The organism is Streptomyces sp. NBC_01463 (assembly GCA_036227345.1).
Taxonomy (GTDB): domain Bacteria; phylum Actinomycetota; class Actinomycetes; order Streptomycetales; family Streptomycetaceae; genus Streptomyces.
This window is the reverse complement of record CP109468.1, coordinates 948,151-972,651: the sequence shown is the minus strand read 5'-3', so window position 1 is coordinate 972,651 and position 24,501 is coordinate 948,151. Positions and strand designations below refer to the sequence as shown.

At 71.3% G+C, this 24,501-nt stretch carries 19 protein-coding genes; 8 read left to right on the top strand and 11 right to left on the bottom strand.

The features are described from left to right. The first annotated feature begins 139 nt into the window (after positions 1-139). Complete coding sequence (locus OG521_04245; GenBank protein ID WUW20037.1) at positions 140-733, top strand: WHG domain-containing protein; 594 nt, start codon at positions 140-142, stop codon at positions 731-733. A gap of 23 nt (positions 734-756) precedes the next feature. On the opposite strand, the gene OG521_04240 is transcribed toward OG521_04245, so the two are convergent. From OG521_04240 to OG521_04220, 5 genes are all read right to left on the bottom strand, one after another. Then, positions 757-1,626 carry an AraC family transcriptional regulator gene (locus OG521_04240; GenBank protein WUW20036.1) on the bottom strand — a complete coding sequence of 290 codons (870 nt, stop codon included), beginning with the start codon at positions 1,624-1,626 and terminating at the stop codon, positions 757-759. 211 nt (positions 1,627-1,837) lie between these two features. Then, complete coding sequence (locus OG521_04235) at positions 1,838-3,196, bottom strand: GH1 family beta-glucosidase (protein ID WUW20035.1); 1,359 nt, start codon at positions 3,194-3,196, stop codon at positions 1,838-1,840. 20 nt (positions 3,197-3,216) lie between these two features. Continuing rightward, complete coding sequence (locus tag OG521_04230) at positions 3,217-4,056, bottom strand: carbohydrate ABC transporter permease (GenBank protein ID WUW20034.1); 840 nt, start codon at positions 4,054-4,056, stop codon at positions 3,217-3,219. A gap of 61 nt (positions 4,057-4,117) precedes the next feature. Further along, entirely contained in the window at positions 4,118-5,128 is a 1,011-nt protein-coding gene (locus tag OG521_04225) for a sugar ABC transporter permease (protein WUW20033.1), read from the bottom strand. 10 nt (positions 5,129-5,138) lie between these two features. Beyond that, entirely contained in the window at positions 5,139-6,452 is a 1,314-nt protein-coding gene (locus tag OG521_04220; GenBank protein ID WUW20032.1) for a sugar ABC transporter substrate-binding protein, read from the bottom strand. A 145-nt stretch (positions 6,453-6,597) separates the two neighbouring features. On the opposite strand from OG521_04220, the gene OG521_04215 reads away from it, so the two are divergent. Then, positions 6,598-7,956, top strand: a complete 1,359-nt coding sequence (locus OG521_04215) for an ROK family transcriptional regulator (protein ID WUW20031.1) — start codon at positions 6,598-6,600, stop codon at positions 7,954-7,956. Between the two features lie 106 nt (positions 7,957-8,062). Here the strand turns inward: OG521_04215 and OG521_04210 are convergent, their stop codons facing one another. Next, on the bottom strand, positions 8,063-9,157 hold the full coding sequence (locus OG521_04210) for a LacI family transcriptional regulator (GenBank protein WUW20030.1): 1,095 nt from the start codon (positions 9,155-9,157) through the stop codon (positions 8,063-8,065). 8 nt (positions 9,158-9,165) lie between these two features. Further along, the gene (locus tag OG521_04205; protein WUW20029.1) at positions 9,166-11,676 is read right to left on the bottom strand and encodes a glycoside hydrolase family 3 C-terminal domain-containing protein; all 2,511 of its coding nucleotides are present in this window, start codon (positions 11,674-11,676) and stop codon (positions 9,166-9,168) included. A 237-nt stretch (positions 11,677-11,913) separates the two neighbouring features. Between OG521_04205 and OG521_04200 the strand changes: the two genes are divergently transcribed. Further along, positions 11,914-13,248 (top strand): transglycosylase family protein, encoded by a 1,335-nt coding sequence (locus OG521_04200; GenBank protein WUW20028.1) that lies wholly within the window; start codon positions 11,914-11,916, stop codon positions 13,246-13,248. Here OG521_04200 and OG521_04195 read toward each other — a convergent pair. After that, complete coding sequence (locus OG521_04195) at positions 13,218-14,582, bottom strand: DMT family transporter (protein WUW20027.1); 1,365 nt, start codon at positions 14,580-14,582, stop codon at positions 13,218-13,220. The genes OG521_04200 and OG521_04195 overlap by 31 nt on opposite strands. Before the next feature lie 233 nt (positions 14,583-14,815). Between OG521_04195 and OG521_04190 the strand changes: the two genes are divergently transcribed. From OG521_04190 to OG521_04175, 4 genes are all read left to right on the top strand, one after another. Beyond that, on the top strand, positions 14,816-15,529 hold the full coding sequence (locus OG521_04190) for a (2Fe-2S)-binding protein (GenBank protein WUW20026.1): 714 nt from the start codon (positions 14,816-14,818) through the stop codon (positions 15,527-15,529). A 47-nt stretch (positions 15,530-15,576) separates the two neighbouring features. Next, complete coding sequence (locus OG521_04185) at positions 15,577-16,218, top strand: GAP family protein (GenBank protein ID WUW20025.1); 642 nt, start codon at positions 15,577-15,579, stop codon at positions 16,216-16,218. Positions 16,219-16,468: 250 nt separating this feature from the next. Continuing rightward, positions 16,469-19,075 carry a PA14 domain-containing protein gene (locus tag OG521_04180; protein ID WUW20024.1) on the top strand — a complete coding sequence of 869 codons (2,607 nt, stop codon included), beginning with the start codon at positions 16,469-16,471 and terminating at the stop codon, positions 19,073-19,075. A 128-nt stretch (positions 19,076-19,203) separates the two neighbouring features. Next, entirely contained in the window at positions 19,204-21,567 is a 2,364-nt protein-coding gene (locus tag OG521_04175; GenBank protein WUW20023.1) for a GH92 family glycosyl hydrolase, read from the top strand. Positions 21,568-21,639: 72 nt separating this feature from the next. Here the strand turns inward: OG521_04175 and OG521_04170 are convergent, their stop codons facing one another. Together OG521_04170 and OG521_04165 are read right to left on the bottom strand one after the other, a co-directional pair. Beyond that, positions 21,640-21,972 carry an STAS domain-containing protein gene (locus OG521_04170; protein ID WUW20022.1) on the bottom strand — a complete coding sequence of 111 codons (333 nt, stop codon included), beginning with the start codon at positions 21,970-21,972 and terminating at the stop codon, positions 21,640-21,642. A 248-nt stretch (positions 21,973-22,220) separates the two neighbouring features. Continuing rightward, on the bottom strand, positions 22,221-22,733 hold the full coding sequence (locus tag OG521_04165) for a MarR family transcriptional regulator (protein ID WUW20021.1): 513 nt from the start codon (positions 22,731-22,733) through the stop codon (positions 22,221-22,223). An 80-nt stretch (positions 22,734-22,813) separates the two neighbouring features. On the opposite strand from OG521_04165, the gene OG521_04160 reads away from it, so the two are divergent. Further along, positions 22,814-23,989, top strand: a complete 1,176-nt coding sequence (locus OG521_04160) for a serine/threonine-protein phosphatase (GenBank protein WUW20020.1) — start codon at positions 22,814-22,816, stop codon at positions 23,987-23,989. A 28-nt stretch (positions 23,990-24,017) separates the two neighbouring features. Here the strand turns inward: OG521_04160 and OG521_04155 are convergent, their stop codons facing one another. After that, positions 24,018-24,473 (bottom strand): ATP-binding protein, encoded by a 456-nt coding sequence (locus tag OG521_04155; protein ID WUW20019.1) that lies wholly within the window; start codon positions 24,471-24,473, stop codon positions 24,018-24,020. Positions 24,474-24,501 lie beyond the last annotated feature (28 nt).

The window sequence follows — 24,501 nt, the reverse complement described above, 5'->3', positions numbered from 1 at the left end:
CCGCGGTGGTCACGGCCATCCGTGACCACCGCGGGCTGATGACCTGCGCAGCCGGGACGCACGCCCCCAGCGCTTCCGCCTGTGTATATTCGGGGAAAAGCTAAGGGGTCTAGGCAGCAGTACGTCGACGGGGGTGGGGATGGTTCGCGCGGGGCTCACGACCGACCGGGTCGTGGCGGCGGCGGCCGATCTGGCCGACTCGGCCGGCTTCGACAAGGTCACCATCTCCGCGCTGGCCCGCGGCTTCGGCGTCAAGGACGCCAGCCTGTACTCCCACGTGAAGAACCTGCAGGATCTCCGCACCCGGGTCGCGCTGCTGGCCGCGGGGGAGTTCATCGACCGGATCGAGGCGGCGGTGGCCGGCCGGGCCGGGAAGGACGCGCTGATCGCGTTCGCCGACGCCTACCGGTCCTTCGCGCTGGCGTGCCCGGGCCGGTACGAGGCGACACGGATGCGGGTCGACCCCGCCGTCGTCGCCGAAGCCCCCGCGTACCACCGCACCATCGAGACCACCTCGTCGATGCTGCGTGCCTACGGCCTGACGGAACCGGATCTCACGGACGCGGTACGGCTGCTGCGCAGCACCTTCCACGGATTCACCGCCCTGGAGGCCGACGGCGGATTCGGTGCGCCGCGGGCCGTGCAGACGTCCTGGGAGCGTGCGGTCGAGGCCCTGCACTTCCTGCTGGTGAACTGGCCGTCGGCGACCGGCGGGGCCGGACGCCGACCGTGAGGCCGTCCCGTGACCGTCGTGCGTCATGCCGGTTCGACGGGCAGCCACAGTTCGCAGGTCGCGGTGGTGAAGTCGTCCGCCCGTTCGAGGACCGCGACGATCGAGGGCCCTGACCGCAGGCGCCAGGGGTTGGAGGGGAACCACTCGGTCGCGGTCGCGGCCCAGGTCGTCTGCAGGGCCTGCGGATGAGGCCCGGTGGTGCGGAAGACCGCCCACCGGCCGGCCGGTACCTCGATGGCGTCCAGGTCGTCGGGGGCCGACGTGTCCCGTGAGACGGCGACCCCGTGCAGGTAGGTCAGTTCGCTCCCCTCCGTTCCGTCGGGGTCGACTTCGTCGCTGACCTGCAGCAGGCCCGCCGGTTCGGTGTCGCCGAGGGCCTTCAGCCGGGGGTGTTCCTCCGGAGGCAGTGACGTGATGTGCTGCTGGATGTGCGGGTTGACGCCCCGGTGGATGAGCGGAACCCGGGCTGCGTGCCCGATCAGGCGGAACGCGGGGCGTTCGACGAGGCGGGTGTCCATGGGGATGCTCCCTTCGACGGTCAGGCGGATCCTGATCCGTGGTTGTGTGCGCAGAGGACCTCCGTCGCGGCGCACGTCACGGGGCCCGGCGCCGTGGACCGAGCGGAACGCGCGCCCGAACGCCTCGGTCGAGCCGTATCCGTGCCGGACAGCGATGCCCAGCAGGTCGTCCTCGCCGCGGATCACGTCGGCTGCGGCGACGGTCATGCGGCGTCGGCGTACGTACTCCGACAGCGGCATACCGGCCAGTGACGAGAACATCCGGCGCAGGTGGTACTCGGTCGTGCCGAGTTCCCTGGCCAGCCGGCCGACGTCGAGCTCCTCGGTGAGGTGTTCCTCGACGAGACCGACAAGCTGGTTGAGTACCGAGATCACGAGGTCTCCTTTCGACGCCAACCCTGCCGTAAGGACGCCGGCCGCACCCGACCGATGCGGTTCGATCCGGTCAGGTGCCTTCTCGGCGGGTGACGGAGGCGGCAAGGAGTCGCTGGTCCACCCGTTGCCCGGGCAGCGCGAAACCTCCGGCGGCGGCGGTCGTCCGCCGCGGCCGGAGGTCGCTGGGGTGGTTCGCGTCAGGAGCCGGGGGTCAGGCGGCCTTGCGCGAGCGGCCCGCGGTCGCTTCCGCGATCAGCTCGGCGTAGCGCCGGCCACTGCTCTTGACGGTGCGGCGCTGCGTCGCGTAATCGACGTGGACCAGGCCGAACCGCTTGTCGTAGCCGTACGCCCACTCGAAGTTGTCCAGCAGGGACCAGGCGAAGTACCCGGCGAGCGGGGCGCCCTTGCGGACGGCGCGGGCGCAGGCGGCCAGGTGCTCCTCCAGGTACTGGGTGCGCTCCGGGTCGTGCACCGAACCGTCGGCGAGGACGACGTCCTGGTAGGCCGAGCCGTTCTCGGTGACGTACAGGCGCTGGACGCCGTACTCCTCGGTCAGGCGGAGCAGGAGCTGCTCCAGGCCCGCGGCGTGGACCTCCCAGTCCATGTGGGTGTGGCGGGAGCCGGGGAGGTAGACCTGCTTGGCGTGCGGGACGGGTCCGGTCGCGTCGGCGGTGACGACCTGGCGGAAGTAGTAGTTCACGCCCATCCAGTCGAGCGGCGCGGAGATGAGCTCCATGTCGCCGTCCTGGACCGGGAGCTCGACTCCGTACAGATCGACCATGTCCTGCGGGTAGCCGCGTCCCAGGATCGGGTCGAGCCACCAGCGGTTGATGTGCCCGTCGCCGCGCACGGCGGCTTCCCGGTCGGCCTCGCGGTCGGTGGCGGCCTCCACCGGGCTGAGGTTGTTGACGATGCCGACGCGGGCGTCCGGGGACGCGGCCCGGATCGCCTGAACGGCGAGCCCGTGGCCGAGGTGCAGGTGGTACGAGGCGCGGACGGCGGCGGTCAGGTCGGTGAGACCCGGCGCCATCGTGCCCTCGAGATGACCGATCCACGCCGAGCAGAGCGGTTCGTTGAGCGTCGCCCAGTCCTTCACGCGGTCACCGAGGCGGTCCACGACGACCGAGGTGTACGCGGCGAAGTGCTCGGCGGTCTCCCGGACCGTCCAGCCGCCGCGGTCCTGGAGTGCCTGCGGCAGGTCCCAGTGGTAGAGCGTGGCGAACGGGGTGATGCCGGCGTCGAGGAGGCCGTCCACCAGCCGGTCGTAGAAGTCGAGACCGGCTCCGTTGACCGGCCCGTCGCCGCCCGGCACGATCCGCGGCCAGGCGAGCGAGAAGCGGTACGCGCCCGCCCCCACCTCCTTGATCAGGGAGATGTCCTGCGGGACCCGGTGGTAGTGGTCGCAGGCCACGTCGCCGGTGTCGCCGCCGGCCACCTTGCCGGGGGTGTGGGAGAAGGTGTCCCAGATGGAGGGGGCGCGGCCGTCCTCGGCCACGGCTCCCTCGATCTGGTACGCGGCTGTGGCGACGCCCCAGGTGAAGTCGGCCGGGAGGGCGCTGAGGTCGTTCACTGACTTCCTTTCCGAAGTGGTCACTTGACGGCTCCAGCGGTGAGGCCGGCGACGAGGTAGCGCTGGAGGAGCAGGAATCCGGCGACGATCGGCACGCTGACGACGAGCGAGGCGGCCATGACCTGGTTCCAGTAGACGTCGTTCTGCGTGGCGTAGCCCTGCAGACCGACGGCCAGCGTGCGGGTGGTGTCGTTGGTCATGACGGAGGCGAAGAGGACCTCGCCCCAGGCCGTCATGAACGCGTAGACGGCGACGGCGACGATGCCGGGCACCGCGGCCGGCACGACGACCCGGAACAGGGCGCCGAGCGGTCCGCAGCCGTCGACGAGCGCGGCCTCGTCCAGATCCCTCGGGATCGAGTCGAAGTACCCGATGAGCATCCAGATGGAGAACGGCAGCGAGAACGTCAGATACGTGAGGATCAGTCCGCCGCGCGAGCCGTACAGGGCGATACCGGTGCTGTTCCCGATGTTGACGAAGATGAGGAACAGCGGGAGCAGGAAGAGGATGCCCGGGAACATCTGGGTGGAGAGCACCGTGACGGTGAAGACGCGCTTGCCGCGGAACTTGTAGCGGCTCACGGCGTAGGCCGAGAACACCGCGATGATCACCGAGAGAACCGTTGCGGTGCCCGCCACGACCAGCGAGTTGACGAAGTACCGGGCGAGCGGGACGGTGTCCCAGATGTCGAAGTACGGCTTGACGGTCAGCCCGGACGGGATCCAGTGGAACTTCCCCGACACGTCCTGGAGCGGCTTGAGCGAGCTGCTGACCATCACGTAGACGGGCAGCAGCGCGAAGGCCGCCAGGAAGGTCAGGATGACGCGGCGGGTCCAGAGGAAGGACTGCGGCGCGGCCATCGGCGACCGGGAACGCGATCTCGATTTCGCCGCTCTCGACAGTGCGGCCGGCTGGGCATGGCTAGGCATCTGCACCCTTCCTTCCGCGCGAGGTGATGAGCAGGTAGACGGCCGTCACGACGAGCAGGAACAGCAGCAGGAGCACGGACATCGCGGATCCGGTGCCGAAGTTCCAGGTGACGAACGACGACTGGTAGATGTGGATCGAGATGAGGTCCGCGTTCTCGGGCGCCGCCTTCCCGAACAGGACGTACGGGGTGTTGAAGTCGTTGAACGTCCACAGGAACAGGACGAGCACGAGGACCTGGTTGACCGGGCGCAGCGCCGGCAGCGTGATCTTGCGGATCTGCTGCCAGATGCCGGCGCCGTCGATGGCGGAGGCCTCGTACAGCTCGCGCGGGATGTTCTGCAGACCCGCCATCACGATGAGGAAGGCGAACGGCCAGCCCTTCCAGACCGAGACGACGATCAGCGCGTAGATGCTGTTGTCGCCGATCAGCCAGAACGACGGCTGGTCGGTGATGCCCAGCTGGTCGTGGAGTACGTGGTTGACCAGGCCGTTGTCCCGCTGGAACATGAACGCCCAGGTGATGACTGCCGCGTAGACCGGCAGGGCGTACGGGACGAGGAAGATCGCCCGCAGGAAGCCGCGGCCGCGGAAGTTCTCCTGCAGCATGATCGCCGCCGCGACACCGAACAGCCACGCCAGGCCGACGGCGAAGAACGTGAAGACGCAGGTGACGAAGAACGAGTGGAGCAGTGCCTCGCCGATCGGGGCGTTGACGTCGACGGCGATGCGGTAGTTGTCGAAGCCGGACCAGGGCGCCCCGCCCCAGTTGTTGATGTAGAACTGCGTGAGCTGGCGGAAGCTCATCACGATCCCGATGATCATCGGGATCACATGGACGAGGAGTTCGAGGAGCACGGCCGGCAGGAGCAGGAGATAGGGCAGTCCGCCCTGGCGGATCCGGTCGGGGATGCGCGGCAGTCTCCTGCGCGCACCCCCGGTGCCCCGGCTCGTCACCCTGTCCGACTTTTCCGTTCGGCTGTCGGTGGTCACGGTGGCGGTCATGAGGAGTGCCTTACTGCTGCATCGTCTGCTGGGCCTTTTCGAGGCGCGCCTTGACGGATTCGGTGGTCACGGGGCGTCCGGCTGCGGCGTCGGCCCACAGCTCCTTGACCGCGGTGCCGACGGCGGTCTCGAACTGCGACTCGTTGGGCACCTGCGGCAGCGGGGCCGCGCTCTTGGCCAGCGTGTCGCGCAGGACCGCGAGGTCGGGCGCCGAGAAGGCGGCGTCGGCCTGGGCGGTCTTGACCGGCGGGATGGACCCGTAGGTCTTGTTGAGCAGCTTCTGCTCGGCGTCGCTCGTCATGAACTTCACGAACTTCTTGGCGCCGTCGATGTTCTTGGTGTTCTTGAACACCGCCATGTTGATGCCGGCGACCATGGAGTTGATGTTCTTGCCCTGGCCGGGGGTGCCGGACGCGACGGGCACGGGGGCCGCGCCCCAGTCCTCGGGCTTCATGCCCTGGGAGGCGAAGGTCGAGGCGGCGGCCTGCCACAGCACCATCGCGGTCTTGCCCTTGGCGAAGTCCGTCAGGGACTGGTTCTGGGCGTACTCGGCGTTGCCCGGCGCGATGATCTTGTCCTTGGCCATGAAGTCGATGTACTGCTTCACGGCGGCGACGGCACCGTCGGAGGTGAACGTCGCCTTGCCGGCGGCGTCGAAGAAGTCCGAGCCGTGCTGCTGGCCCAGGACGAAGGTCTGGTGGATGTTGTTGGAGAGGTTGGCGCCCTCGGCGCCCAGGCCCCACTTGCCGTCCTTGGAGAGCTTCTTGCCGTCCTCGACCAGCTCGTCCCAGGTGGCCGGGGGCTTGCTGATGCCGGCCTCGGCGAAGCTCTTCTTGTTGTAGTACAGGGCGTACGCGAGCGAGTACAGCGGCACCGCGGAGGGGTCCTTGCCCTCCGCGCCGGCCGAGGCGACCGCCGAGTCGACGAAGCGGTCCCGGCCGCCGATCGCGTCGAAGTTCGCCTTGTCCCAGGGCAGGAGCGCGCCCGTCGCCTGGAGCGAGGCCGACCAGGTGTTGCCGATGTTCAGGACGTCCGGGCCCTGACCGGACGTGGTGGCCGCGAGGATCCGGTTGAGCAGGTCGGCCCAGGGGACGACCTCCAGCTTGACCTTGATGCCGGTCTGCTCCTCGAACTTCTTCAGCTCGGGGGTCAGGATCTTCTTGTCGGCCTCGATGCTGGGGCCCTGGTTGGACGCCCAGTACGTGAGGGTCTTGGGCGAATCGTTGCTGCCGCCGCCCGAGGACGTACCGCCTCCGCAGCCGGTGACTCCGGCGGCGATGGAGATCGCGAGGGTGGCGGCTGCTGCGGCTCTGATGTTGCGCATGAGGGATGGCCCCTTTCCGGGGACGAAGGTCGTGTTCGAGAACCGAACGACCTTCAGGGCTTAATTTATGACGTGATTTAAGAGGTGAGAGAAGGTCGCGTCAAGTCCCGCGGTCGCGGTATGTTGCGGGAAGGGAAGGAGCCACATGGCTGAGCGCAACAGACGGACCGTGCGTGACCTGCGACGGGGCAACCGGGCGAGGGTATTGCAACGGTTGTATTTCGACGGCCCGCTGAGCCGCCAGGAGCTCGGTCCCGCGACGGGGCTGAGTTCAGGTTCCATCAGCAACGTCGTCGCGGAACTCGCCGCGGAGGGCCTCCTGGAGGAGGCCGGCGTCGTCGACTCCGACGGCGGCCGTCCCCGCACGCTGCTGCGCGTCGCCCCCGGGGGCGGCCTCCTGATCGGCATCGACATCGGCGAGACCCGGATCAGGGTGGAGCTCTTCGACCTCGCCCTCACCGAACTGGCCCGCACCGAACGCCTGCTGGCCCAGCACGGCTACGATGTCGACCGCATCGTCGGCCACGTCCGCAGCGGGGTCGCCGACGTCCTGCGCGACGCCGGCGCCGACCCGCGCGCGCTGCTGGGCATCGGGATCGGCGTTCCGGGCATCATCGAGCGCGACGCGCCGGACGGTGCGGTCGGCGACGTGGGGTCCGTCGTCCACGGCCAGACGATCGACTGGAGCGCCGTCCCCTTCGAGCGGCTGCTCCGCGACGCGGTCCGGGTCCCGCCGGAGGTCCCCTTCTTCATCGACAACGGCGCCAAGACGCTCGGGCAGGCCGAGATGTGGTTCGGCGGCGGACGGGGCGCGGGGGTCTCGGCCGTGGCCCTCATCGGCTCCGGCGTCGGCGCGTGCGTCAACCACGGCGACCTGCTCGACGAGGACCGCAGCAGCATGGCCCTCGAATGGGGCCACACCACCGTGCAACTGCGCGGCCGCCGCTGCCGGTGCGGCTCGATCGGCTGCCTCGAGGCGTACGCGGGCGCAGAGGCGATGCGGGAGCGCTGGCACGAGGCGGGCGGCCCGCTGCCCGCCGACGCCGACGACGAGACCGCCCTCGCCGCCCTGCTGGCCGCCGCCTACCCCGGTCCGGGAGGCGATCCCGACCCGGTGGCCGTCTCCCTGCTCGACGAGACGGCCGAATGCCTGGGCGCGGCGCTGGGCGACCTGATCAACCTCTTCCTGCCCGAGCGCATCCTGCTCGGCGGCTGGGCGGGCCTGCTGATCGGCCCGCACCTGCTGCCCGACATCCGCCGCTACGCGCAGGAGTACGCGCTCCGGCACGCCGCGGCCCGCACGGCGATCGAGATGGGCCGTCTGGGACCCGACGCGGTCACGGTCGGCGCCGCGACACTGCCCCTCTCCGACTTCCTGGCGAGAGGCGGCACCCGTCCGTCCCCCGAGCCCCGGACCACCCCTCCGGCACCGGGTTTCCGGACCGCCGCGGACGCGGTACGGAGCAGGGAGAGCCCACGGTCGACGTCGGGCGCCACGGGGTGAGGCGAGGGGCGGGGGAGGGCCTGATCCCTTCCGCCGCGGCGGGGCAGCACGACACCCGGGGCGGCGGCCGATGCCAGGTCCGAGCCGTACTCCGTCCGGCGACGGGCTACGCCGAGTCGCGTACCACCAGCGCGGGTTCGAAGATCACCGACGTCGCCGCCCCGTCCGGCTTCGACAGCCGGTCGATCAGCAGCCGGGCCATCTCGGCGGCCATCGCCTCCACCGGCTGGCGGATCGTGGTCAGGGGCGGGCGGCAGGCGGATGCCGCGCTGCTGTCGTCGAAGCCGATCACCGCGACGTCCTCGGGCACCCGCTTGCCGTGTTCGCGCAGGACATGGCAGGCGCCCATCGCCATCAGGTCGTTGGCGGCGAACACCGCGTCCAGATCGGGGTGCTCCACCAGCAGCCGCTCCATCGCCGCCTCGCCGCTCTCCTGGGTGAACTGCCCCTCGGCGATCGGGATGTACGGATGCCCGCTGCGCGCCATCGTGTCGCGGAAGCCGGCCAGCCGCTCCTGCCCGGCCGGCACGTCGAGGGGGCCGGCGATGGTCGCGATGCGGCGGCAGCCCCGCGCCAGCAGGTGTTCGGCGGCCAGCCGGGCACCGTCCTGGTGGGCGAGGTCGACATAGCTGATCCGGACCGGCCTGGCGGGCCGGGCGTACAGCACCGCGGGCAGGCCCGCGTCCGTGAGCAGACCGGGCAGCGGGTCCTCCGCGTGGGTCGAGACGACCAGCGCCCCGTCCGCGCTGCCCTGGCGCAGGAACGAGACCACGTCCTCGCGCGCCCGTGAGGTCTCGGCGAACATCAGCACCGGGTGCATCCCGCGCGGCCTGAGGTAGTTGACCACCCCGGTCACCACCCGGCCGAAGAACGGGTCGGCGAAGACCTGCGCGGTGAAGGACGAGCCGTTCTCGGGGTCGGCCGGGTCCGCGGCCTGCCCGACGGCGGCCGGTTCCGGCTCCACACCCGCACCGGACACCACCAGGGCGATGGCGTCGGTGCGCCGGGTCACCAGCGAGCGGGCCGCGCGGTTGGGCGCGTACCCGGTGAGGGCGACCGCCCGGCGCACGGCCTCCTGGATCACCGGGTCGACATTCCGTACGCCGTTGATCACCCGGGAGACGGTGGCGCGGGAGACACCGGCCGCCCTCGCCACGTCCTCAAGGGTGGGTGTTCCGGCCGAGCGCAGATCATCCGTCATGAGCGCATTTATAGCATCAGCGGAGAGCGCTCTCCATCGCGATCCGAACCGTTACCGGAGCCCGTACCGGCCGGGGTGTGCGCCGGGACGGCGGTCAGGGAGGCGGTCAGCGGCAGATCGCCCGCCGAACGGCCGCTCAGCAGCGTGAAGCCGCCCGCCTCCGTGTCCCACCCGTGGCGCGCGACCGACCAGTGCGCGAGGGCCCGCCCCGACACCCGGACCACCGCGACCACGCTCTCGCCGGGATCCGCCTCGACCGCCGCGTACCCGATCAGGCGCAGGGCCGGCCGCTCGACCGCCGACCCGCTCCTGGTCACGTACACCTGGACCACTTCGCGGCCGCGCCGCCGTCCCGTGTTGCGGACCCGTACGCGTACGTCGAAGGCGTCCCCGGCCCGGACCGTGTCCGGGGCGGTCAGCGTCCCGTACTCCCAGTCCGTGTAGCCGAGGCCGTGCCCGAACCAGTAAGCGGGCGAGGCCCCGGACCGCAGCCAGGCCGCGTAGCCGATGTGCGGGCCCTCCTCGTAGTGCAGCCGCCCGTCGGGCGCGGGGGTGGTGCCGAGCACCGGTACGTCGTCCTGGGCGGCGCCCCAGGTGGTCGGCAGCCGGCCACCCGGCTCGGCCCGCCCGAACAGGACGTCCGCCAGCCCGTCCCCGGCCTCCTGGCCAGGGAACCAGGTGAGCAGCAGCGCGGGTACCCGGGTGTGCCAGGGCAGGGCGACCGGGCCGCCCGAGTTCACCACGACCACCGTGCGCGGATTGGCCCGCGCCACGGCCCGTACCAGCGCGTCCTGGCCCTCCGGCAGGGCGAGGCTCTCCCGGTCGTGCCCCTCCGACTCGCTCTCCTCCGTCGTGCCCACGACCACCACCGCGACATCGGCCGCCCGCGCGGCGGCCACCGCCCGGGCGAGCGCCGACGCCGCGTCCCCGGCCGGCGGCGCGGCGGCCAGCACCGTCGCCACACCCGTCCCGGGGTCGAGCGAGCGCCGTGCCACCACCTCCACCTCCTCGCCCGCGGCCAGTTCGGCCCGCACGGAGCGCAGGGGTGGGGCGACATGGACCCGGGTCGGATCGTCGCTGTCCAGCGGGAACCTTCCGGAGAGCAGCTCCCTTCCGTCCACGGTCAGTGAGAGGCTGCCCCAGCCGCCCATCGCCCAGGTCCACACGCCGCCGTCTGCGGGCCGGAACAGGGCGCGGATCTCCACGGCGGCAGCGTCGGCGAGCACGACCGAGGGCTCCACGATCCGTCCGGACAGCCGGTGCTCGGCGTGGAGTTCCTCCCCGTCGGCGTCCAGCAGCCGGACGAGCACGCCCGGTTCGCCGGTCCGCGGATCGCGCGAGTGGTCCAGGGCGAGGGGGAGCGGACGGTCGGACGGCGGCAGGCCCGGGTGGTACGTCACCGTCGCCGCTCCTTCGAGCGCCGCCTCGATCCCGGCCAGCGGTGTCACCACCGCGTCGGGGAACACCTCCGCGCTGCCCCCGCCCTGGATGCGAACCGCCGTGGCGTGCGGACCGATGACCGCGACCGAACGCAGACCCGCGCGGTCCAGCGGCAGCAGACCCCCCTCGTTGCGGAGCAGTACCGAGCCCGCCGTGACGGCCCGGCGCAGCAGCGCCCGCTGTGCCCCGGGCGCCACCACCGGCCGCCACACCGGACCGGGCGCGCCGAGCGCGCCCACCTGCCCGGCGAGCCGGAGCAGCCGCCGCACCTTGTCGTCGACCGCGCCCGGGGACACCAGGCCCTGTTCCAGTGCGGCGAGCAGACCGGCCGCCCACGGGCTGTCGGGTCCCGGCATCGCCAGGTCCTGCGCGGAGCGCGCGGTGTCCAGAAGGGTGCGCAGCCCGCCCCAGTCGGAGACCACGGGCCCCTCGAAGCCCCACTCCTCCTTCAGCGGGTCCGCCAGCAGCGGGGAGGCCGACATGGTGACGCCTCCGACCTTGTTGTACGCGGACATGACCGCCCACACGCCGGCCTCCACCGCGGCCTCGAACGGGGCGAGATAGAGCTCGTGGAGCGTCTGTTCGTCCATGCGGACATCGACATTCAGCCGGTCCGTCTCGGCGTCGTTGGCGACGAAGTGCTTGGCGGTGGCGGCGACCCCGCCGGACTGGATGCCCTTGATCAGCGCGGCACCGGTCCGCCCGGTGAGGAGCGGGTCCTCGGAGAAGCACTCGAAGTGCCGGCCGCCCAGCGGGGACCGGTGCAGATTCAGCGTGGGGGCGAGAAGCACGTCCACTCCCTTGCGCCGGGCCTCCGCCGCGAGCAGCGCACCGAGATCCGTGAGCAGGCGCTCGTCCCAGGACGCGGCCAGCGCGGTCGGGGACGGCAGGACCAGCGAGGTCTGCCGCTCGTCCCAGGTCTCGCCGCGTACCCCGGCGGGTCCGTCGGAGAGGGTGAGGGGGCGCAGTGCGACGGCCGGTTCGGCGTGTGTGCGCCAGGTGCTCGCGCCGGTCAGCAGACGTACCTTCTGCGCCGCGTCGAGCTTCTCCAGCAGCGGATCGATCTCTTCGTCCGTCATGGCGGCCCTGCCCCTTCACCCCCGCTCCCCACCGATCGGAGAGCGCTCTCCCGGTCTGTCGCGCCCAGCGTCGCTGGCCGACGGCGACCGTGTCAATGGGGGACCGCCGCGGGCGGGGGTGTCCGGAGCCCCGTGCGCGGCCGTGGCCGGAACTCGCTGTGCTCTTGTCATCACCCGCTGTCTGCACATAAGTTGACCGCTTGCGACGTGTCCTACTGCCTGTGGGGGAGCCAATTCATGGCCGCGAACGGACGGCACCGCAGATACCAGCCGAGCCGCATCAACCGTGCCTCGCTGACGGTCACGGCGGGTGGTGCGGGCCTTGCGCTCCCGCTGATCACCGCCGCATCGGCCGGCGCGGCGTCAGGTGATGTGTGGGACAAGGTCGCCGCGTGCGAATCCACCAGCAACTGGCACATCAACACCGGCAACGGCTACTTCGGCGGCCTGCAGTTCACCCGGTCGACCTGGGCGGCGTACGGCGGCACGGCCTATGCGTCGCGCGCGGACCTGGCCAGCAGGGACCAGCAGATCGCCATCGCGGAGAAGGTCCTCGACGGGCAGGGGCCGGGCGCCTGGCCGGTCTGCTCCGGCAAGGCGGGCCTCACGCGCGGCGGCGGCACCCCCGACATCAGCCCGCAGACCGAGCGGACTCGGCCCGTGACGCCGAAGAGGGCCGAGGTGAAGCGGACCTCGGCGCCCGCCACCCCGACCACGGTGCCGGGCAAGCGTGACGCGTACACCGTGGCGCGCGGCGACTCGCTCTCCGGGATCGCGGCCGACCGGCACCTCGAAGGCGGCTGGCAGCGGCTCTACTCGGCGAACCGCAAGGTCGTCGGCGACGACCCGGACCTGATCTTCCCGGGCCAGCGGCTGAGCCTCGACCTGACCGGGGCCCCGCGCACCATCGCCGGCACCGCGCCGAAGACGGACACCGCGCCCCGGGCCAGGCCGAAGGAATCGGCCGCGCCCAAGAAGCAGGCGCAGCCGGAGCACAAGGAGTCGGCCGAGCGGCAGAAGCAGCAGGCGGCCGAGCAGAAGCAGCGGACACAGCCCAAGCGGACGGCACCGCCCAAGCCGGCCGCACAGCCCAAGCAGACACAGCAGGCGAGACCGAAGCCGAAGCCGAAGAAGACCGAGAGCCACAAGACCGAGCGGGCGGAGAAGCACTCCGGGCTCACCGCCCCCGTGGCGGCGCGCACCGGGACCCCGTACCACCAGGCGGGTTCCTGGTCGAGCGGCTATCACACGGGCGTCGACTTCCCGGTGCCCACCGGCACTTCGGTGAAGGCGGTGGCGCCCGGCACCGTGGTCTCGGCGGGCTGGGCGGGGGCGTACGGCTACCAGATCGTCATCCGGCACGGCGACGGCAAGTACAGCCAGTACGCGCACCTGTCGTCGCTCCTCGTGCGTTCGGGGCAGCACGTGGGCGGGGGGCAGCGCATCGCCCGCTCCGGCTCCACCGGCAACGTCACGGGCCCGCACCTGCACTTCGAGGTCCGCACGGGCCCCGGCTACGGTTCCGACATCGACCCGCTGGCCTACCTCCGGGCGGGCGGCGTCAGGGTCTGAACGCCGGGCCGGTCACCGGCCTCGACGGCAGAAGCGGTGGACGCCGCGGACGACCCGGCCTTTCGCGCGCCGGCCGGCCGGGCGTCCGGTCCGAACTCGACCTGACCCACCCGGCGCTCCAGCGGCATCCGCACGGGCAACGGCAGTGGCGCCGGATACGTCTCCACGGCCGTCGCCGACGGCATCGGTCCCACGCGCTCGGGAAAGGTCACCACGGTCGGCGTCGTCGACCTGGCCGGCTGCGGCAGCGCGCCGCCCACCGCGTCCGCCGGCGCGAGCACCCGGTCCGCCGCGGTGCCCGCCTGGTCCGGCGAGCCGGCGGGCCCGCCGAAATCCCCGTCGCCCTCACCCGGATCACCTGCGGACGAGGACGCCGCCGACTGCGCGGCCACACCGGCTCCCGAGGCAGTGCGCCCCTGCGCCGGGGGATCGGTGGCGTCCGGAACCGGGTCCGCCTCCGCTTGCGGCCGCGTGGCGTCGTCTGCCGTACCCCGGTCCTCGCGGTGCTCCGCCCCCATCCGCTCCGTGGTGAGCATGATCAGGCCACCGGCCGCGACGGCACCGCAGAGCAGGGCGAGCAGCGTGCCCAGGGTGCCGTGCCGGAACTGCTCACCGAACAGTGTGATGCCGACCGCGGCCGCCACCACCGGGTTCACCACGGTCACCGTGGCGAGCGGGGCGGTCAGGCCCGCGCCCCGGTACGCGGCCTGGGAGAGCAGCAGCCCGGACGCCGCGAGCGCCGCGATCACCAGCAGCGTCGGCAGGCCCGCGCCGACCGAGCCCGAGGTCCATTCCATGGCCACGGTCTTCGTGTACACCGACGCGATACCGAAGGCGACGCCCGCCGCCCCGGCCAGGACCACACTGCGCATCACCGGCCGGCGCATGGCCTTCGCGAGCAGGATGAGCGCGGCCACCGCACCGAACGTCACGACGGCGAGCATCAGCTGCTGCGGACCGCCCAGGCCGTGCGCGTCGGAACCTCCGGTCAGGGCCAGCAGCCCCGCCAGACCCACGGTCGCCATGATCGCGCCGCGCCAGGCGGTCGCTCCCGCCTTGCGGCGGACGAAGACAGCGGCCATCGGCAGGGCGAAGACGATGGTCAGGGCGCCCAGCGGCTGCACGAGACTCAGCGGACCGTAGGCCAGGGCCACCACGTGGAGCACGGCGCCCACGCCGTTCAGCGCGACCGCGGCCCACCAGACCCGGTCGCGCAGCGGTGCGAGTGAGCGGCCGTCGGAGGCCGTGGCCACGCGCTCCTGGACGATCGCCCCGGCCGCGTAGGCGACCGCGGAGACCAGTGACAGCAGCACGGACAACGCGAGGGAACTCATGTACACCACGATCTCCCTTCAAAGCCGCCGCGTCGTCGTCCCTGAGACGGCGATTCGACGTACTGCTTTGGTAGTACGGGAGTGGTCCCGGTGTCCTCCTCCCGACGGTAGTCCTCCCTGTGGCCGACGTCAGAACGATCATCCCGCACGGGTACGGTGAACCGCGAGCCGCGGCACCGCGGGTATGCGGGACGTCACACCAGGTGGCCGGGCGGAGGGGGAGTGAACCGGCGATGAGCGAGGACGAGGAGGTCTCCCCGGGCGGGTTCTTCACGTTGCGGTCGGGGCCGGTGCCGGGCGACGGGCACCTGCCGCTGGCACGGCTGTACGCGGGGGAGGACGCACCGCTCACGGCCCGCATCGACACCGTCGCCGAACGCCTCGGGACGTCCGAACGGCGCGTCGCCGCGTCCGTCGCGCAGCTGGGGCTCGCCGCGCGGCTCTGGTCCGTCGCGCTGGGACCTGCGGCCGTGACGGGCGGCTTTCCCGCCGTGCGGGCCGACAGCCTGTACTGGGACCCCCGTGCGGCCGCCCCCGACGACCTGTGGCCGGCCTCCGTCGAGACCCTTCAGGGCTCCGCCGCCCGGATCCGGGAGGTCGTGCAGTACGGCCACCTCGAACCGCTCGGCGCGGCGATCCGGCGGGACACCCCGGTCCCGGTCCGGCTGCTGTGGGGCAACGCCGGATCCGCACTGGCGGGAGCGGTGCGCCAACTGATCGTGTGGGCAAGGGCCCACGGCCGTGCGGACGTCGCCGCGCGCACCCGCGCCCTGGCCGCGGAGCTCTTCGACCACCCGGACCTGCGCGACACGGGGGCGCCGCACGGACCGGCCTTCCGGCGGAACACCTGCTGCCTCTACTACCGTCTGCCGGGCGGCGGACTGTGCGGTGACTGCGTCTTCGACGAGGCCCCGCGCAGGCTGCCCGGGCGCTCCGACGGAGGTTGAGGGCGGCCGAACAGGTTGCGAAGTCGACGGAGAGCGGAGCGCCGCGCATGGTTCTGGATCTCGTCGTCATCGGGGTGGCCATCAATCTGGGTCCCCTGCACAACAGCGCGTTCATCCTGCTGCTCTCCGCGCCCCGTGGAGTGCGCAAGGGGCTGGCGTTCATCCTGGCCTGGCTCGGCTGTCTGGTCCTGGTCCTCGCCGCGGTGATCCTGCTGACCGGTGGCAAGCCGCCCGCACCCAGGAGCGCCCCCTCCACCCTCGCCCTGGCGCTCAAACTCCTGCTGGGCCTCGGCATGGTGGCGTACGCGGAGCTGAAACGGCGCCGGCGCAACCGGCCGCGCCGGACGCCCAAGTGGCTGGCGCGGCTTGACAGCGTCTCCGGGTGGACCGCCGCCGGACTGGGCGTCATCCTGCAGCCCTGGGGCCTGGTCGCGGCGGGCGCAGCCACCGTCGTCCAGGCGCACCTGACCTCCCTCGCCTCGTACGTGGCGCTGCTGGTCTTCTGTCTGCTGGCCACCTGCGGCCTGCTGGCGATGGAGCTCTACGCGACCTTCCGGCCCGCACGGGCGCGGTCGGAACTCGCCGCGCTGCGCGAGTGGATGGAGAGCCACCAGGACCAGGTGATCGTGACGTTGTCCCTGCTGGCCGGATTCTGGCTCGTCGCCAAGAGCCTCTACCAGCTCGTCTGACCCACCGTCTGGCCCGCTGCCTTTGCGCGGAGTTCCCGGGCACGCCTAAAGGCGGTGTGGCGATCCGCTCCACACCGTCCTGTCCAGGGCTCTGACCTGGGCTCTTCCGGCTCTCCTCCGCCCCGCACCGGGGCTTGTCATGGACCTGGACAGCGCCGCGTCCGGCGTGTTGTCATGCCAACTGCCATTCCTTCCAACGTTGTACATCGTGTGGCAGCGAGCCGCCACCCTTCCTCACCAAGGAGGATCCGTGCGCATCGACAAGAGACTGATTCTGTTCCTGGCAGCCGTCGTGGGGGCTGCCGGCCTGTCCGCCGTACCAGCCGCATCGGCGGCCGGAACGGACCCCGGGGACGCTCCCGAGGTGCAGGGGCTGAAGGGGGAGTACTACACCCAGTCCGCCCCCGGTGCCTTCGACTTCGGGGAGCTCAAGGCCACCGGATTCGACCCCTCCATCGACTTCCCGACCCTGGAGTCGCGGCTGACGTCGGCCACCGGGCAGGCCGACGACGCCAGCATCCGGTGGACCGGGAAGATCGTGCCGGAGAAGACCGGGAGCCATACGTTCTCGATGACCGGGGACAACGGCTTCCGGCTCTGGATCGACGGAAAGCCGGTCATCGACCACTGGGTCGACGACTGGGAGAAGGAACAGACCTCCCAGCCGGTCGAGTTGACCGCCGGGAAGGCCTACGACTTCAAGGTGGAGTACTTCGAGCACGAGGGAGGCTCCAACCTCCATCTCAAGTGGACCGAACCGGGCGGCACCAAGGTGCCCGTACCGCAGTCCGCCTTCCGGCTGCCGGACGACTTCGCGTACGACGGGGCCATCGGCGCCACCGTGCTCGCCGACGGCCGCACCCTCAAGCTCGACTTCGCCCAGAAGCTGGGCACGCTTCCGGCCGGTCTGGTGAACCACCTCGACGCCGTGATCGGCGGCGCGGAGTGGCCGCTCGGGGCGGTCAGGGCCGACCCCGCCGACCCGCGCAGCCTGACCGTCGCCCTCAAGGAGCCGGTGGTCGGGAACAAGGCGGGCGACGCCACCGGGCTCGCCGACATCCGCTACGACGGGGACGGCGCCCTGGCCGGCGAGGACGGCAAGCAGGTCGGCGCCTTCTGGTCCAGCGGGCCCAACCACTCCACGTACCAGCTGACCACGAAGTGGGCCGACGAGGTGGGGCCGAAGAACGCCCTGCCCGAGTACCCGCGCCCCCAGCTCACCCGTGACAACTGGCAGAACCTCAACGGCTCCTGGGAGTTCGCCGCGGCGAAGGCGGGGGAGCGGCCCCCGGTGGGCAGGAAGCTCGGCGAGAAGATCCTCGTCCCGTACCCGGTCGAGTCCCAGCTGTCCGGGATCGAACGGCACGAGGACCGGATGTGGTACCGCCGCACCTTCACCGTCCCGAAGAACTGGAAGGTCGGCTCCGGCCAGCGGCTCCGGCTGAACTTCGGTGCCGTGGACTGGCAGTCCGAGGTGTACGTCAACGGGCACAAGGTCACCGAACACAAGGGCGGCTACGACAAGTTCAGCGCCGATGTCACCGACGCGCTGAAGCCCGGCCGGACCCAGGAGCTGATCGTCGGCGTCTACGACCCGACGGACGCCGAGGACGGCGAGAACCCGCCGATGGGCAAGCAGCGCCTGGACCCCAGCGGCATCTGGTACACCCCGTCGTCCGGCATCTGGCAGACCGTCTGGATGGAGCCGGTCGCGGCCGACCACGCCGACTCGCTGAAGATCACCCCTGATGTCCCGGGCGGGAACGTCTCCGTCGAGGCGCGCGGCGTACGGAACGGCGTCCCGTTCACGGCGACCGTGTACGACGGCAAGCGCAAGGTGGGCTCGGCCACCGGCCGGACCGGCTCGGCGCTCAAGGTCCGCGTCCCGGACGCACACCTGTGGTCGGCTGACGACCCGCACCTCTACCAGCTGAAGGTCACCGTCGGATCCGACCGGGTCGGCAGCTACTTCGGGATGCGGTCCATCGCCGTCGAGAAGGTGAACGGCACCCAGCGCACCGTCCTCAACGGCAAGCCGGTCTTCCTGATGGCCACCCTCGACCAGGGGTTCTGGCCGGACGGGCTGCACACCGCGCCCACCGACGAGGCACTCGCGTACGACCTGAAGATGCACAAGGCGATGGGCTTCAACTCGGTCCGCAAGCACATCAAGGTCGAGCCCGACCGCTGGTTCTACTGGGCGGACAAGCTGGGCCTGATGGTCTGGCAGGACATGCCCGCGATGAACACCGTCAACCCGTCGGCCGCCGCGCGCGCCGAGTACGAGCACGAGATGAAGGAGATGATCGACGAACACGCCGGCCACCCGTCCGTCGTCATGTGGGTCACCTTCAACGAGGGCTGGGGCCAGTACGACGAGGCCCGCATCGCCGACCAGGCCAAGGCCTGGGACCCGACGCGGCTGGTCAACAGCATGTCCGGCATCAACCTGGGCGTCGACGGCGGCACCGGCGACATCATCGACGAACACGGCTACCCGAGCCCCGCGCTCCCGGAGCCGGACGGCCGACGGGCCCTGGTCAGCGGCGAGTACGGCGGACTCGGGCTCGCGGTGCCCGGCCACGCCTGGGCCGTGCAGCAGTCGTACGTCGCGGTCGACCCGGCCACCTACACCGACGACTACCTCACCAAGCTCGACGAGGTGCACGCGCTGGCCTGCAAGGGCAGCAACGGCGCCGTGTACACGCAGATCTCCGACGTGGAGGGTGAGCTCAACGGTCTGCTCACCTACGACCGCAGGGTCGTCAAGCCCGATGTGAAGCGGGTCCACGACGCCCAGCAGGCGCTGATCCGCGACGCCTCGAAGGCGGTCGTGGCGGGCTGCCCCGCGGCCTGATCCACGAGGCCGCTCCGGTCCGCCCCGCAGGGGGCGGACCGGAGCGGCGCCGTCCGACCCCTTGACGCACATCAACGGGGAACCAAGAATGATCGCGCTCTGACAACGTTGTCCGAAGGAGTATCCCCATGCACCGGATCCCACGGCCGCGCCTGCGCGGCCCGGCGGCCGCACTCGCCGCCGTCGCGCTCCTGGGCGGTGTCCTCACCACCGGGGCCACGGCCCAGGCCGCGCCCCGGGCCGACGGCCGGCTGACCGACCTGGTCAATCCGTTCATCGGCACCCAGAACGAGGGCAACACCTACCCCGGCGCATCCGTGCCCTTCGGCATGGTGCAGCTCTCCCCGGACACCGGCCACAACACCGGGTACGACTACGGCGAGAACCACATCCGCGGCTTCTCCTCGGTCCACCTCTCCGGCGTCGGCTGCGGCCTGGGCGGCGACCTGCCGACCCTGCCCACCACCGGTGACGTCACCGAGACCGACTACGCGAAGTACGCTGCCGAGTTCAGCCACGACGACGAGAAGGCGAGCCCCGGCTACTACAGGGTCGGGCTCAAGACCGGCATCGACGCCGAACTGACCGCGACGCAGCGCACCGGCGTGCAGCGCTACACCTTCCCGGCCACCGACAAGGCCAACGTCCTGCTCAACGCGGGCCAGTCGCTGCACAAGACGCTCTCCTCCGAGGTCGAGATCCTCGACAACCGGACCGTGCGGACCGCGATCAAGGGCAGCGGCTTCTGCCAGGACACCAAGGCGTACACGGTCTACACCGTCACCCACTTCGACCGGTCGTTCACCACGTCCGGCACCTGGAACGGCGACACCGTCACCGAGGGCTCGAAGAAGTCCTCGGCCACCGACGCCCGCAACGGCGCCTGGCTGCGCTTCGACACCAGCAAGGACCGCACCGTCGAGGCGACCACCGCCCTGAGCTACGTCGACGCCAAGGGCGCCGCGCTCAACCTCCGCGCCGAGGGCGGCCGCAGCTTCGACCACGTCGAACGCGCCGCGCAGCGCAGCTGGGAGGACCGTCTCGAAGGCGTGAAGGCCCAGGGCGGCAGCGACGAACTCCGCCGCACCTTCTACTCCTCCCTCTACCGGTCATTCCTCGCACCCAACGTCGGCAGCGACGTGGACGGCCGCTACACCGGCTGGGACCAGAAGACCCACCGCGCTGTCGATGCGCACGGGGCCTTCACGTACTACCAGAACTGGTCCCTCTGGGACACCTACCGCACCCAGGCCCAGCTGCTCTCGCTGCTCGCCCCGCGCGAGTCCCGCGACATGGCGATATCCGTCCTGCGGATCGACGCCGAGAGCGGCTGGCTGCCCAAGTGGGGCTACGGCACGGTCGAGACGAACATCATGACCGGTGACCCGGTCACCCCCTTCCTCACCAACGCCTACCAGCAGGGCCTGCTGAAGGGGTACGAGGAGGAGGCGTACCGCGCCCTGAAGAAGAACGCCGACGGGGTGCCGGCCACGGACTCCGCGCCGGTGGGCCGCGAGGCCAACGTCGAGTACCTGAAGGACGGCTACGCCCCGTACATCAAGGACCGTCCGCACGCCAAGCCCGGCGACTCGGACTACGACCACGGCGCCTCCGCCACGCTGGAGTACGCCCTGTCCGACGGCATGCTCGCCGAGATGGCCCGCGACCTCGGTCACAAGGCCGACGCCGCCCGCTACGACGCGCGCGCCCAGAACTACCGGAAGATATTCGACCCCTCGACCGGCTTCTTCCGGGCCCGTGACGCCTCCGGCGCCTTCACCGGCCCGGCCGACCCGGCCGAGAGCGAGGGCTTCCATGAGGGCACGTCCTGGCAGTACCAGTGGATGGTGCCGCAGGACATCCCCGGCATGGTCGACCTGATCGGCGGCAAGGACGCGGCCAACCAGCGGCTCGACTCCTTCTTCGCGTACGACCAGCTCCTCGCCGACCCGGCGAAGACCGCGCGCGAGGTGTGGGTCAACGGCCCGTACGCGTACTACAACGCCGACAAGTACAACCCGCAGAACGAGCCCGACCTGATCGCCCCGTACACCTACCTGTCCACCGGCCAGCCGTGGAAGACCACCGACGTGGTCCACGCGGCCCTGACGCTCTTCACCAACGGACCGACCGGCATGACGGGCAACGACGACCTCGGCACCATGTCCGCCTGGATGGTGCTCTCCTCGATCGGCGTCTTCCCGGTCCAGCCGGGCACCGACACCTGGGGTCTGTCCACGCCCGCCTTCGAGCGCGTCGACATCAAGCTCGACCGCCGGTACTACCCGCGCGGGTCGCTCACGGTGAGCGCGCCCGGAGCCTCGGACACCGACCGCTACATCCAGTCGGCCCGGCTCGACGGTGCGCCGCAGTCGCGCACCTACCTCACGACGGACGACATCCGCTCGGCCCGCTCGCTCTCCTTCACGGTGGGCGGCGAGCCGTCAGCGTGGGGTACGTCGCCCGAGGATGCTCCGCCCGCACTGGGCTGAGACGGCCACCGCACGGCACACGAGCGCCCTTCCCCCCGTCCGTGGGGGGAAGGGCGCTCGCGCGTCGTGGACTCAGGCGGGCAGTGGCGGGTCGATCGCCTCGGCGACGGTCGGGAAGACCGGCAGGGCGCTGTCGAGGCCCAGCACCCCGATGAGCCGCTCCATGAACGGGGACGGCGCGGCGAGCCGCAGCCGGGGACCCAGCAGGGTCTGGCCCTGAAGCAGCACGTTCACCGTCGTCGAGTCCGCGAAACTCACGTCGGAGAGGTCGACGACGACCGGCGTGTCGCCGTCCGACGCCGCGCTCTCCAGCGCGGCGCCGAGCGGACCGACGTTGTCGATGTCGAGGTCACCTGTCACGCCGAGGACCAGCGCTCCGTGGTCCTGGCGTGGGACGATTCTCATGGCTCTGCCGGCGCTGGGGGATGGAAGCACGGTCACCTCGTGATGCACTGGATGGCGGGGAGAAAGCCGGTTGATGTGGACGGTCCGGTGCAAGTCCGTCCCTGCTCGCGGCGGGTGTGGGCCAACGATAGAAGTAACAGTTGCCATTTGACAACATTCTTCATGGGGCAACAATCTGTACCCCAATGATCAACGTACGCACCCCCTCCAGGAGTGCCTCGGTACGCGGAAGCAGGGGCTGGATGAACCTAGGCGCTGTCGGCGATGTCCTCGCGGAGCCGGTCGGCCGGGCTCCGGCCGGAGGTGAGCCGCTGAGAGGCTGCCGAGCGGAACGCGGCGAGCCCGTCGGCGAGCGCCGCGACCTCGGCCGGCTGCATCCGCTCCAGCACGGCGGAGAGCTCACGCGTGCGGATCGCCCGGCACTCCTCGAGCAGGGCGCGGCCCCGTACGGTCAGCCAGAGCTCGACCTCACGGCGGCTCGTCGGGCTCGGGTCCCGCTGGACGAGGCCCATGGCCTCCATCCGGTCGCAGAGCCTGCTCACCGACGGCGCACGCGAACCGAGCGCCTCGCCGAGCGAGCGGAGGTTGCTGCCCTCCTGCCGCTCGATCACGAGCAGGGCCCGCAGCTGCGACGGCGAGACCGTGCCGGGCGGTGCGGCCTCCTGGCCCCGCCCCCACAGCACCTCCAGCAGTTCGGCGGCGGCGCAGACGTCCTCCGAAACCCGTTCGAGACGGTGAGGAAGGCCGGTGCGGTGGGGCATCCATCCACTCTGTCATCCGAAGCGTCCTCCTGTCAGCCCGGCCCCATCCCTGTCACCCGACGAAGATTGAGCGGAAGCCCGTGAACGCCCGTACCGAAATCGAACGAGCCGTACGCGCAGCCCCGCCGCACGCCTTGGCGGAGACGGTGCGCGACGCACTCGCCGCCGCGTACGGCGCCCGGTCCGTGCAGCTGCTGCTGGCGGACTACGGGATGACCGTGCTCAAGCCGGTCGGCACCGCACCGGAGCACGAACGGGCCCTGTCGATGCACAACAGCCCGCAGGGCCGGGCCTTCGGCAGCCAGCGCCACCACGAGGAGCCCGTCGGCCACGGCGGCGAGGCCGACCACCACTTTCCCGTGACGGTACGGGGCGAGCGCCTCGGAATCCTCAGCGTCCGCCTCCCGGCCGACGCGGTCACCCCGCAGACCATGGACGAACTGGCCCACGTGGCGGATCTTCTGGGTCACGAGATCGTCGTGGCCGAACGGGACACCGACCACTACCGGCGGGCCCGCCGCATCACCCGGCTCACGCTCGCCGCCGAGATGCAGTGGCAGCTGCTCCCCGCCCGGGCCTTCATCGCGGCCGAGTACGCCATCGGGGCGCAGCTGGAGCCGGCCTACGGCATCCACGGGGACAACTTCGACTGGGCCGCGGACGGCGACCACCTGACCGTCTCGGTGACCAACGGCCTGGGCGAGGGCATCCAGGCCTCCCTGCTCACCAACCTCGCCGTGAACGCGCTGCGCAACGCCAGAAGGGCCGGGATCGGCATCGCGGACCAGGCCGCCCTCGCCGACCAGGCGCTCTACGAGCAGCACCGCGGCAGCGCCCATGTGTCGACCCTGCTGCTCCGCTTCGACCTCGCCACCGGCAGGATCGGCGCGGTGGACGCGGGCTCCCCGCAGCTGTGGCGGCTGCGCGGCCGGACGGTCTCCCGGGTGGAGCTGGACGCCCAGCTGCCGCTCGGCATGTTCGAGGAGTCGCAGTACGTGGCGCAGAAGCTCCAGGCACTCCCCGGCGACCGGCTGCTGCTCGTCAGCGACGGGGTGTACGACACCGTGTCGCCTCAGGGCGAGGCGTACGCGGAACGCGGCCTGGCCCGGGTGATCCTCGCGACACGGCTGCTGCCCGCGGCGTCGGTACCGGGAGCCGTCCTGCGCGAACTCGCGGACTACCGCGAGGCGGACACGCTCGATGACGCGCTGGTCGTCTGCATCGACTGGTTCGGCAGACAGGGGAGCGACGGCTGACCGCACGGCCGTGCGACGCCGGGGCCGATCAGCTGCTGAGCATGAACTCGGCACGGATGCGCTTGCCGACCGGCACCCGCTCGGCCGTCAGACGGTCGCACAGGGCCACGACGATCTCCATGCCGTGGCCGCCGAGCCGGCCGGGGTCGGGGGAGTAGAAGACCGGGAGCGCGCTGCTGCTGTCGTACACCGTGACGCTGACGCGCTCGGCGGTGCCCTCCAGCTCCAGCAGGTAGGGACCGTGGCTGTAGCGGTCGGCGTTGGTGACCAGCTCGCTGACGGCGAGCATCAGATCGTTGCGGGTGTGCGGGCCGAGCACGGCCATCCACTCGGCCACGAGCCGCGCGAGAAAGCGGTCGGCCAGGGCGCGCGCCTGGGCGATGCACCCCGGTTCACCGCCGAACACCTCGGCGCTGTGCAGTGCCTCCGTGGGCGGACAGCTCCTGGGGGAGTCGTCCGGCCGGGAGATGGCCTGTTCGTTCATGTGCTCCAGCCAGGGCGCAGCGGGGGAG